This window comes from Shewanella sp. 125m-7 (assembly GCF_052977045.1).
Genome location: NZ_JBRILQ010000033.1, coordinates 20,418 through 33,068 on the forward strand (window position 1 = coordinate 20,418; position 12,651 = coordinate 33,068).

The following is a 12,651-nucleotide window of genomic DNA, read 5'->3' on the forward strand; positions in this document are numbered from 1 at the left end:
GTTCGCTAACATCAAGCAATCGATATTTTTGTGATCTAAGTAGCACAAAACCGTAATTTGAAAGCGCATTCTAGGCACACCAGCAATTGAGCTCATACTTATCGAAGTGAGTGATATACGCTAACAAATTTCAATTATTTAAACTTACGTATCAGAGGTTAACTATGACATATTCAATTGGCGATCTTATCTATCAAGGCGAAACATCAGGTGTGCATAACTGGGATACGCTTTCTGGAACCTCTTTTTATTGGCACCCAGATTGGTTACATATTGCCGAAGAGATGACAGGCCATAGTGCGACGGCTCACATTGAGACCCGCGAAGAGAAAGCCACTAAAGCTGAAGCGGCAGCAGCGATTGTTAAACACCTAAATAAGTAGCCTCAACTCTACGCTGTTTATCAGAATTGAACTAGCGACCCGATTCTATCGCCCTACGTGCAATTTTATCAATAAGCCTTGGGGCGATAATTTTAAACCAACGACCAATGCGGCCTCTAAATGAGGTTATCAGTAATCGCTGCCGTTTCGCGATTGCAGGCAACATCATCTGAGCACAAGCCTCGGCAGTCATAATCTTAGCTTCCAGCATTGGGGTCTCACCTAACGGTTGCCCGTGAGCATCCAAGGCACGCTTGTGAGTTTGAGTGACCACAAAATCTGGACAGATAACGGTTACCGCCACCTTATCATCACTTAGCTCTATCCGTAATGAATCAAAAAAACCAATCACGGCATGCTTTGATGCCGCATAACCTGAGCGTAATGGCACCCCCGTCATGCCAGTAAGAGAGGCAACGGCTACGATTTGCCCTTGAGTCTGTTTCAGATAGGGGATGGCGGCATGGGTTAAATAGATTGGACCAAGATAGTTAACTTGCATAATTTTGGATAGCACACTTAAGTCTTTGAGCTCATCAAATCGCGACCACATAGTCATACCCGCGTTATTGACCAAAATATCCAGCTTACCAAAATGGGCAATACAAGCATGAATTAAGGCTTCACACTCAAGCTGTTCTGCCACATCAGCCACCTGCACCAACGGCGTATGACCGAGTGTAGAAATCTCTGCCGCTAAAGATTGTAATCGCTCAAGGTTACGGGCACTTATCACCAATCTGCAGTCATGAGCGGCCAGTGCCAACGCGAGTGCCCGGCCTATTCCTTCTGACGCACCAGTGATAATAACGACTTTACCATTAAGATTTTCCATGTATGGCCAACTATCCAATATTTTATGCTTAAGCAGTAAAGCTCACACATAAACGCCATAATCGCAAATCTCTTATTATCCATTCATTACGTGAGGCTACGCCAATTGTTGCGCTGAGACAGACTCACTCAGGTAGGACTCTAATGCTTGTGGTCGGCCAATGCCGTAGCCTTGGGCATAGTTAATCCCTATCACTTCGAGTTTATCGATAATCTCTTGGTTTTCGACAAACTCAGCCACAGTCTCTATTCCCATCACGCGGCAGACATCGTTGACCGATTTAACGATGGCGTAGTCTTTAGCATTATGAGCTAAATTCTTAACGAAACAGCCATCAATCTTGACGTAATCGACCGGCATCTCTTTGAGGTAACCATAAGATGCAAAGCCACTACCAAAATCATCCAATGCAAAAGCAAAGCCGCGCTTTCGTAGATCGAGTAACATCTTCATCGCACGACTGCGATTTTGGATGGCACTCGTCTCAGTAATTTCAAAACAGATACAGCTACTCGGGATCCCGAATCGACGTTGCTGCTTTAAGATAAAATCGACCATACCTTCTGCGCCCAGACTGTTACCAGACAAGTTGATCGACAAGCAATGGTCATCCCACAATGGTTCATTTAAAGACAGCCACAAGAAGGTTTTTCTAATGACCTCTTTATCAACATCGACAATCAACTTAAAGCGCTCCGCTGCTGCGATAAACTGTGCAGGAGGTAAAATTCTGCCACCTGGCTCTTGGATCCTGAGCAAGATCTCAAGGCGCTGCCTTTGACTATGAGAAGAAAGACATTTGATTTTTTGATAATAGAGGATCAGTTCATTGCGCTCTATCGCCTGTACAATTCTAACCGCCCACTTGGGTGCATTACGTTGATAACTTAAGTCTTGATCGCGGGCATCATAAAAGTGTACTTGATTACAGCCCTTACGCTTGGCGGCATGACAGGCAATATCAGCATCTTTAAGCAATTCGAGTAAATTGGTTTGTTTATTTAAACTCGACAGCGCGACACCGGCACTCACGCCGACTCGATAGCCCGTGTCGTTATGCGTCACCATTTGGCTAGCCACACTGGCAATAATGCGCTTAATTAGCTTAGCGACATTTAGCGCAGAACAGTCCTTCAGGATTAATCCGAACTCATCACCACCAATACGGCCAAAAAGCACATTGCTTGGCAAACATGATTCAATCGCCTTGGCCACTTTACTCAGCATTTTATCGCCAACGGTGTGACCACATGAATCATTGATTAATTTGAACTGTTCCAAATCGAAATAAACGACGGCTAAGGATTGAGAAGTGTGAGAAAAAGCAGTAAATCGATCTTCAAACGCGGCTCTATTAAGCAAGTTGGTAACAGGGTCTAAATGGGTTTGTCGCTGCAGTTGTCGTTTCAGCAGGATTTCTTGAGTGCTGTCTTTTAATACCAATACTGCACCAATAACCTCACCTGAATCGTTAGAAAAAGGCGCTAGGCTGCCACTCATTAACTTAGGCATACCGTTATCGAGGCGCAGATGTATAGACTCGGTGTGAGTCGATGTACGTTGCAAGAAGCGAGTAACCTTATCGCTTATGCTTTGATTACCTGGTAATAACTCATGCAGTTTTTTACTCTGTGCCTGCAGACTACTCAGCTTTAATAGGCGCTCTGCGTACGGATTGATATAACTCACGTTAGCGTTAATATCGGTCAAGATAACCACTTCAGCAATCGACTGCAAAATGACTTGAGATTGCCTATCTTGTTGATAGACGCTATCGAGTAGCAGATTAATGTTTTGCGTAATGTTATGAGTGAGCACCTCAAATGCTCCGCCTTCCTCACGACTAATCAGTAACCGCTGTTTTGCGTTCTGTTCTAGGCCTATAAATTGCGCGCTAAATCGATTTAAAGGCTTCAACACCGAGACGCGAAGCCAAAAGTACCCAGCTAACAGTAATGCAATAACACTCGCCAACAGACCAAATAGCAACAGGTTAAACTGCCATGCCATGCGTGAAAACAATTGGTTCGAGAAGGTAATAACTAGGTGAGCTTGTTGTTGATTTAAAAGCGCTGGAAGATTTAATTCAGCAGTAACCGTATCAACAAATAAGTTGTCGAATAAATTACCGAGTAAAACATCAGGCTTAGCACTTCCTGCCGCTATTTTTATTTGAGTCGCAAAATGAGCCTTGGCTAACGTTTCGAGATAATCATCATTAAGCAGACTAACTATCACCTGCCGTTCTGAACCGGCCTGTTTTTCCGCTTGATAATCGGTTTGATAATCAGCTTGTAGACGCTGAAAACGCGCGAGTTCTCGATTGATTTGCGATTCAATGCTCGCAAGTTCTCTTTCAATGACATGACTGCGTATAGTGTTGGCTTCGCCATGTAACCAAGCCATTCCGGTTAAGCAGGCAGCGACCAGCAGTGGGATACAGATCCCAAATATCACTAAGACAACTTTCTTGCCAATTTGCATCTGAAGACTACTTCTCTAATTCAAAACCCGCCAGTCAATCTGGCCACGACTTGGTTTGTATTAGCAAAGTACCCCATTTCAGCACTAGATAATACCTAGACTCGTTACAGCCGTTGATAAAAACATCAACAAACTAACTATCGTTATCAAATCTCATGATAGTCGACTCTAATTCACTGAAAACTGCTGATTATTTACACTAGCTCAATGATTATACTTTGAGGGCGAACAAACGATACTTAGCAAGTATTCCCTTGCCAAACAGAGACCATAGATTGCAAAGAAGAGTTAAACAGCAGAAACAATAAAGGCCCAGTAAACTGAGCCCTTATTTATACCAATCAATGGTAAAGCAATTCGCTTATGGTCGAGTTAATTACTTGTGGTATTTAGCTGATAACTCATGCACTGAGTTAATGAACGAGCCAGCGCGCTCAGGATCAACATGCTGGTGAATACCGTGGCCCAAGTTAAATACGTGGCCAGTGCCTTCACCATAAGAAGATAGGATTTGATCCACTTCTTGATGAATGCGCTCTGGTGTTCCATAAAGTACTGATGGGTCCATGTTGCCTTGTAGTGCAACTTTATGACCTACACGGCGACGTGCATCACCGATATCAATAGTCCAGTCTAGACCTAGTGCATCACAGCCCGTTTCAGCCATAGACTCAAGCCATAGTCCGCCACCTTTAGTGAACAGAGTGACTGGCACTTGGCGACCGTCTGCATGACGAGTTAGGCCATCAACGATTTTCTGCATGTAACGTAGCGAGAACTCACGGTATGCGTGGTGAGAAAGCGCGCCACCCCATGAATCGAAAATCATAAGAGACTGTGCACCGTTTGCAACCTGAGCGTTCAAGTACAATGTTACAGAGTCTGCTAGCTTGTCTAACAGCATGTGTAGAGTCGCTGGCTCTTCGTACGCCATCTTCTTAATCTTTTCAAACGCCTTGCTTGAACCACCTTCAACCATGTAAGTCGCTAGTGTCCAAGGTGAGCCAGAGAAACCGATTAGTGGCACTTCACCTTTAAGTTCACGACGAATCGTGCTTACAGCACGCATGACGTAGCCAAGCTCGTCTTCTGGATCTGGGATGCAAAGCTTTTTGATTGAATCTATGGTGTCTGTTGGACGTTCGAAACGTGGGCCTTCGCCAGTTTCAAAGTACAGGCCTAAGCCCATAGCATCTGGAATAGTCAGAATGTCAGAGAACAGGATTGCAGCATCTAAGTCATAGCGACGTAGTGGTTGAAGTGTTACTTCGCAAGCTAAGTCTTGGTTCTTACAAAGAGACATGAAGTCGCCAGCTTCTGCGCGGGTGGCTTTATATTCAGGAAGATAACGACCAGCTTGACGCATCATCCAGACAGGAGTTCTGTCGACAGGCTGTTTTAATAACGCACGTAAATAACGATCATTCTTTAATTCTGCCATTTGGCTTGATTCCTAAACTTATAGTGATATCCGCTTGGGGCAGTAGTTTAGCATTTACGTTAATAAAGTAACCTGTAACGGTAAAATAATGTGACAAGTAACGCGACAAATTCTGCCAACTCTGAAGTAGTTAACATTATTGAGCTGTTTCACCTTAGTATTTGGGGCTACTCTGCAACACTTCACAGCTTTAACCAAAAACGTGAAATAGGTTCACAACCTAGCTTAACCTATGCTGTACGATTCCCAATATGACAGAAAAAAGTTGCACCTAGTTGCTAGCTTTGGTATAAAAAGTCTGCGCTAGCAAGAACAATCAAGAAGCTCGTCGCATCGAGCCCGCTACAAACTTTACTCGCCCAGCGATAGCTTTCTATCGCTGGGCATTTTATTTTTTAGCACTTCGTTTACATTCCCCTCTGGTTTGTCCATTTAGCAAATCCTCATAAATCATCCAATAATGGTTGATCAAAACTACGTTTTGCCCCTACATTAGAGATACAGAGAAGGATTCTTAACGGGGAAGATCATGCTTAGAAATCTAGAGAAAGCCGAACAAAAATGGGGCGGTTCAAATACTCTTATAGATCAATGGTTAAATAATCGGCGTAACCTGCTGATTAACTATTGCCAGATTGCTGGGATCCCGCCATATGAGAAGACCGACAAGTCACTACCCGCCTTTACGTCCGTAAAACAGTTTTGTGACCAATTAATGGATTATGTGTCAGAAGGCCATTTTGAGATCTACAACCAAGTTGTCACCGCCTGTGAGAAAAATGGCAGCTCTAGCCAGGAGGTTGCTCAGCAGCTAGTGCCGCAGATTAGCGAAACAACGGATACCGCTTTAGACTTCAATGACAAATATACCGAAGCCGAAGATGAGCAAGTGCTGTTTCATTTAGATAAAGATTTGTCATCTCTTGGTCATGCAATGGAAACACGCTTTGAGCTTGAAGACAAATTGCTAGAAGTGCTGCACGCTAAGCATTCTTAAAGGTTCTAGGTTCTAGGTTCTAGGTTCTAGGTTCTAGGTTCTAGGTTCTAGGTTCTAGCAAAGATTAAAAATTAATTAACAAAAAGGCCTGCTAATTTAGCAGGCCTTTTTAGTTTTCCGACTTCAAAGCATCAATTTCAAAGCACCAAGTTCAGTGTATCAATCAGGTTTATACCGCTGATTGAAAAATCACTGCATCGGCTTTTTCTGTGTACGATGCAATCTGATCAAAGTTCAGGTAACGGTAAGTGTCAGCTGCAGTTGCATCTAACTCTTTAGCGTATGACTGATACTCATCAGGCGATGGCAAGCGACCCAGCAATGCAGCAACAGCCGCAAGCTCGGCAGAAGCTAAATAAACATTAGCACCAGTACCTAGACGGTTAGGGAAGTTACGCGTAGAAGTAGAAACGACTGTCGCGCCTTCTGCAACACGTGCTTGGTTACCCATACACAGTGAACAACCTGGGATCTCGATACGTGCACCAACACGGCCGAAGATAGCGTAGTAGCCCTCTTCTGTTAGCTGGTCGCGGTCCATCTTAGTTGGCGGCGCGATCCACAAACGCGTTGGCAGTGTTGAAGCAAACTTATCAAGCATCTTACCGGTTGCACGGAAGTGACCGATGTTAGTCATACAAGAACCAACGAATACTTCGTCAATCTTAGTATCAACTACAGATGAAAGTAGAATCGCATCATCTGGATCGTTTGGTGCACAAAGAATTGGCTCTTTGATTTCATTCAAATCGATTTCGATAATTTCAGCGTACTCGGCATCGCTATCAGCTTGCATAAGCTCTGGATTATCCAGCCACTCTTGCATTGCCGTAATACGGCGCTCAATAGTACGACGATCGCCGTAACCCTCGCTAATCATCCACTTAAGCATAACGATGTTTGAGTTTAGGTACTCAATGATAGGCTCTTTATCTAGCTTGATAGTACAACCTGCGGCACTACGCTCAGCAGATGCATCTGAAAGCTCAAATGCTTGCTCAACTTTAAGCTGCTCAAGACCTTCAATTTCTAGTACACGGCCAGAGAAAGCATTGATCTTGCCTTTTTTCTCAACCGTTAACAGACCCATTTCAATCGCTTTAAGTGGGATTGCATGTACCAAGTCACGTAACGTCATACCAGGTTGCATTTCGCCTTTAAAGCGCACCAAAATTGATTCCGGCATATCAAGCGGCATTACGCCCGTTGCAGCAGCAAAGGCGACTAGGCCTGAACCGGCTGGGAACGAAATGCCGATAGGGAAACGTGTATGTGAGTCACCACCAGTACCAACAGTATCAGGTAGCAGCATACGGTTTAACCACGAGTGAATAACGCCGTCACCCGGACGCAAGGCAACACCGCCACGGTTCATGATGAAATCAGGTAACGTGTGGTGGGTGTTCACATCAACTGGCTTTGGATAAGCCGCGGTGTGACAGAAAGACTGCATGGTCAAATCGGCGCTAAAACCAAGACAGGCTAAATCTTTTAGCTCATCACGGGTCATAGGACCTGTTGTATCTTGCGAACCTACAGATGTCATCTTAGGTTCACAGTATTGGCCAGGACGAATACCGCTAACACCGCATGCCTTGCCAACCATCTTCTGTGCAAGGGTGAAGCCCTTACCAGTATCAACCACATCTTTAGGGCGAACAAATTCAATCGATGCTTCAAGATTTAGCGTTTCGCGTGCGCGATCGGTTAGACCACGGCCAATAATGAGTGGAATACGACCACCAGCACGAACCTCATCCATCAACACGTCAGTCTTAAGAGAAAACTCAGAGATGACTTCATCAGTGCCATGACGCTTAACGATGCCTTGATATGGGTAGATATCGATAACATCGCCCATTTCCATCTTGCTAACATCGAGCTCGATAGGCAGTGCGCCCGCATCTTCCATAGTGTTAAAGAAGATCGGTGCAATCTTACCACCCAAACAGAAACCACCCGCGCGCTTGTTTGGTACATTAGGGATATCATCGCCCATGAACCAAAGCACTGAGTTAGTTGCTGACTTACGTGAAGAACCCGTACCAACCACATCACCCACGTAAACTAACGGGAAACCTTTAGTCTTTAGTGATTCAATCTCTTTGATTGGACCGATAGCGCCCGCTTCATCAGGCACGATTCCGTCACGCGCATTCTTAAGCATCGCTAATGCGTGCAGTGGAATATCTGGGCGCGACCATGCATCTGGTGCAGGAGATAAGTCATCGGTGTTGGTCTCGCCTGACACTTTAAATACCGTCAGTGAGATTTTTTCAGCAAGCTTTGGACGAGATAAGAACCATTTTGCATCAGCCCAAGCGTGAACAACTTGCTTAGCGTAATCGTTACCCGCTTGCATTTTTTCCACTACATCGTGGAATGAATCAAACATCAATAGCGTGTGCGACAGCGCTTCAACGGCTAATGGTGCTTGCGCTTCGTTATCTAGCTGTGCAATCAGTGGGTCAATATTATAACCACCTTGCATCGTACCAAGCAGTTCAACGGCACGCTCAGACGATAAAATAGAAGATGATACTTCGCCTTGTGCGACGGCATCTAAAAAGCCCGCTTTAACGTAAGCGGCTTCATCAACACCCGGAGGGATGCGATTTTCAAGCAGTTCAAGAAGTACAGCTTCTTCACCTGCAGGTGGATTCTTTACCAATTCAACTAACTGTGCCACTTGTTGGGCATCTAATGGCTTAGGGACTACGCCCTCTGAAGCACGTTCTGCGACGTGTTTACGATATGCTTCTAGCACGGCAACCTTCCTCTTTGTTTGGCGTTCTAACAGCGAAACTGCTCGTCTTCACATTGAAACTGACAGCTCGGCAGGCTCACCCCTTATTTCGAGCGTTATTATACTACAGCTTCACAAAAGTATGAATCCGATCACACTTCGGCAAAAGTAAAACAACACTCAATCGACATCTCGAGCTATACAGTAAATCTATTCGTCGAAAAAGAAAACTAGACCATAGTGTGAAACCTTGATCTAAATTATATAAATCATACATTTAAAATGACTAAACTCGTTCTAACATGGCAAGCTTTACGCATAAAACCTTGTCATTATTAAGGTGCTAACAGTATGATTATTCGCAAAGCTGAGCATTCAAACCTCTAATATTCACCAAAGTTATAATGAACATAATTGGATACTTATGGCCAACCCCAAGCTAAAAGCCGTTATTTTTGACATGGACGGCGTATTAATCGACTCCGAACCCGTTTGGCAAATAGCCATTTTTGAGGTCATGACTGAACTGGGTTTAAACGTATCAATGCAAGATATGGCGTTAACAACAGGCTTAAGAATCGACCAAGTTGTCGCTTTTTGGCATGCACGCTTTCCATGGCCAAATTATCGCAACCAAGAGACTGCTAATGCTATTGTTCACCACGTAGTAAGTCACATTAACGCCGATGGTAAGCCGATGAAAGGCGTAATTAGTGCATTACAAGCTTGCCAAAAATACGGCCTTAAAATAGGTCTAGCGACCTCATCTTCAACTGATATTATTCAGGCTGTTTTAAACAAGTTAGCCATAGAGCCTTACTTTGAAGCGATTAAGTCTGCAGAGTATTTGGCCTATGGTAAACCTCACCCTGAAGTGTATTTAAATTGCGCAGAGGCACTCAATATTAATCCTATACATTGCTTAGCCATTGAAGATTCATTCAATGGCTTAGTCTCCGCACGAGCGGCCAATATGCAGACCATAGTGATACCTGAAGCTAAGCACGCAGCGCTAAGCAAGTGGGCAATTGCCCACCAGCAACTCGTTAGCCTAGAAGCCTTGCCCCATTTTTTGGCGACGTACCGCTATACCCAAGCCACCTGAAGATGCAGGGTTCAGTGGGAATTTAATGCGCTTTAAGCAAGGCGTTGATTGCAGTTAATGCTTGTTCCCTTAGCAAGATCAATAACGCAGCAGAAAGTGCATTAAACCCCATCGAAGAAGGCTTTGCGCAAGGCCTCTGAAATGAGCATGTTCAAGTCGTTTGGGTATAAGCGACACATTACCTGCCATATATAAAGCTCAAGCTGTAGACCTGTCGGCATAAAGCGTTCACCTATTTAGGCTGTAATAGCAATCCACCTACTGAAGTAACAGGTTTAGGACTGAAAACAAAAAGCCCATCTTTCGATGGGCTCTAACACAGCACTGAATCACATGTACCTTTATGGCTTAAAAGGCCATTGCATTACAAGGCAGCCTATTACCAGTTCTTACCAATAAATAAGAACACGGTTTTCTCGCCATTATCTGATGCTCCGAAACCGAATGCTGCAGGACCGACACTAGTATCAATACCTAAATATAAACTGCCGGCGTAAATCAAATCATCGAGAGACACACTGTCTTTCTGGTTCCATACGTTACCCGCCTCGAGGCTCGTACCTAAATAAAGTGGATACTCTGTCATCCCAAGCACATCTCGGCCTAAGTCATACTGATAAACAAACGCGCCAAATACCTTATGTGAACCATAAAGCGCATTCTTGTGGTAGCCAGATAAATTTAAAAAGCCGCCCAGTTCAGATACGTTAACCGTAAAGGCACCATCTTTATCGACTGTAGCCAAAGAGGCTATCCCCACAAAAGCATGATTACCAACACTGACTGCGCCACGCCAATCAGCTTCATACTGAATGGAAAAATCTGAAGAATCGCCAACGTCATCAAGATCGTAGCTCTCTTTTCTCATGTAGACATTGAACGTAAAACGATTGCCTGATGTCGGAAAGTTAATACTATTTAAGTCATCATAAGCGAACTTGAAGTAACCGCCATAACCGTCATAATCGACCTTACCCAAGCCCCAAACATCATTTTCTAGATCACCCATTTCACCGAGCGCACCAATTTCAACTATACCGTTTTGGGTGTAGTTAATACCAATGCCTAACTCCGCTCGGTACGCAGTCTGCCTAAGTTCAAAAATACGTTTATTATTTTCAAAGAAACCCCAATCTTTCAGCTCATACTCGACCCTAGCACGACTAAAGAAACTCTGATCCTTTTCCAGGGGTTGGTAAAATTCAGATGCGATTAACTTGTCAAAACCTAGAGACAACTCATTACGCCACTCGCCACCATTTTCAGTTAGCTCTGTCATGGTGTAAGCCATATCAAGCGAGATAACAGAATCTAGGCTAAAATCATCCTCCCAACTGAATCCAAGTTGAAAGTAATTCGGCCCCCAAGACTTTGCCTTAGTGCTAACCGTTAATACCCGGCCCTCTGCAGTATCGGTAAATTCAGCATCCACACGCTCAAACTTATCAAGCGCATAAATGTTATCTAAACCAGCCTCTAATGCCTCTACTGTGACACGATCGCCTACATCTAACCCTAAGTTATCAGCCAGTAGCTTCTCACTAACCTTAGAATCATTGTCGTAAATCACTTTAATCAATGGCCTATCAATATCATCTAACCATTGTTGGCTCTTGGTTTTTTTACTCGTGATATAGTGTTGGTAATCATGCTTATCTACGCTGTACTGCTCAAGCTTGTCGGTTTGTTCTCGAGCAGCGATCTCGCCTAAAGGTAGCGCAATAGGCATTGCGCTGAAATCAGTGGTGCTGAGTACACCAATGTTAGGACGGATCAAAATATCATGATCGGTTAACAGTGCTTTTTGTCTGTCAGAACTGGCATTAGTCAAAATAGTGGAAAGCTGATTTAGTACTGCAATGGTGCTATCAAGTTCTGTTTGCTTCATTAATGGCGAGCCAATATCAACCGCAATAACAATATCGGCTCCCATCGCTTTAACGACATCGACAGGCATATTGTTAGCAATACCCCCATCGACTAATAAGTCCCCATCAATAACCGCTGGTTGCAGTGCTCCTGGCACAGAAGCTGATGCCTGCATTGCCGCAACGACACTACCCGAGCTTAAAACAACCGGTTCGCTAGTGGCGAGGTTAGTCGCTACCGCTCGGTAAGGAATGGCTAAATCATCAAAGTCACCAAACTGATGCACCAGATTGGTCGAGCTACGCAGTAATAGCGACATAGACTGGCCACGCAGCAGGCCTGCGGGGATCTTCACCTGTTCATCACTATAACCCACATTTATTGGAATATTGAACTGGTCCCGAGTCTCTTTATCGCGATAGCTTAATGCCTCACGGGGAATGGTATCTGAATAACCACCGTCCCACCTTGTGTTCATCATGATAGCTTCGATTTCAGCAGCACTATAACCTAGTGCATACATGCCCCCCACATAAGCACCAATACTGGTACCCGCTATGTAGTCGATCGGGATCTGCTTTTCTTCGAGTACTTTAAGCACCCCGATATGTGCAGCGCCCTTAGCACCACCACCACTCAAGACTAAACCTATTTTTGGGCGCTCTTCTGCAAAAGCACACTGAGGGCTAACGATAGCTAAACAAAGAATGATTATTCTATGTATCATAATGACTTATTCGACTCTTCTATTGACGTCTTAACGTATTTTATTTATCGGTCATACGCAAGAT

At 44.2% G+C, this 12,651-nt stretch carries 8 protein-coding genes; 3 read left to right on the forward strand and 5 right to left on the reverse strand.

Going from position 1 to position 12,651, the window contains the following annotated elements; translation table 11 throughout:
• Window positions 1-164: 164 nt before the first annotated feature.
• Window positions 165-383, forward strand: coding sequence for a hypothetical protein (locus tag ACVBIL_RS14825; protein ID WP_447167745.1), 219 nt, complete (start codon window positions 165-167; stop codon window positions 381-383).
• A 31-nt stretch (window positions 384-414) separates the two neighbouring features.
• Here ACVBIL_RS14825 and ACVBIL_RS14830 read toward each other — a convergent pair whose 3' ends face one another.
• The 3 genes from ACVBIL_RS14830 to hemE form a co-directional block, all read right to left on the reverse strand.
• Complete coding sequence (locus tag ACVBIL_RS14830) at window positions 415-1,218, reverse strand: SDR family oxidoreductase (protein ID WP_447167746.1); 804 nt, start codon at window positions 1,216-1,218, stop codon at window positions 415-417.
• Window positions 1,219-1,314: 96 nt separating this feature from the next.
• On the reverse strand, window positions 1,315-3,702 hold the full coding sequence (locus ACVBIL_RS14835) for a putative bifunctional diguanylate cyclase/phosphodiesterase (RefSeq protein ID WP_447167747.1): 2,388 nt from the start codon (window positions 3,700-3,702) through the stop codon (window positions 1,315-1,317).
• A gap of 376 nt (window positions 3,703-4,078) precedes the next feature.
• Window positions 4,079-5,143 carry a uroporphyrinogen decarboxylase gene (gene hemE / locus ACVBIL_RS14840; protein ID WP_447167748.1) on the reverse strand — a complete coding sequence of 355 codons (1,065 nt, stop codon included), beginning with the start codon at window positions 5,141-5,143 and terminating at the stop codon, window positions 4,079-4,081.
• Between the two features lie 529 nt (window positions 5,144-5,672).
• On the opposite strand from hemE, the gene rsd reads away from it, so the two are divergent.
• Complete coding sequence (rsd, locus tag ACVBIL_RS14845; RefSeq protein WP_447167749.1) at window positions 5,673-6,140, forward strand: sigma D regulator; 468 nt, start codon at window positions 5,673-5,675, stop codon at window positions 6,138-6,140.
• A 169-nt stretch (window positions 6,141-6,309) separates the two neighbouring features.
• On the opposite strand, the gene acnB is transcribed toward rsd, so the two are convergent.
• Complete coding sequence (gene acnB, locus ACVBIL_RS14850; RefSeq protein WP_447167750.1) at window positions 6,310-8,907, reverse strand: bifunctional aconitate hydratase 2/2-methylisocitrate dehydratase; 2,598 nt, start codon at window positions 8,905-8,907, stop codon at window positions 6,310-6,312.
• A gap of 403 nt (window positions 8,908-9,310) precedes the next feature.
• Here acnB and hxpB point away from each other — a divergent pair, with 403 nt between their 5' ends.
• On the forward strand, window positions 9,311-9,991 hold the full coding sequence (gene hxpB, locus ACVBIL_RS14855; RefSeq protein WP_447167751.1) for a hexitol phosphatase HxpB: 681 nt from the start codon (window positions 9,311-9,313) through the stop codon (window positions 9,989-9,991).
• Window positions 9,992-10,370: 379 nt separating this feature from the next.
• Here the strand turns inward: hxpB and ACVBIL_RS14860 are convergent, their stop codons facing one another.
• Window positions 10,371-12,587 carry a patatin-like phospholipase family protein gene (locus ACVBIL_RS14860; RefSeq protein WP_447167752.1) on the reverse strand — a complete coding sequence of 739 codons (2,217 nt, stop codon included), beginning with the start codon at window positions 12,585-12,587 and terminating at the stop codon, window positions 10,371-10,373.
• Window positions 12,588-12,651: the final 64 nt, after the last annotated feature.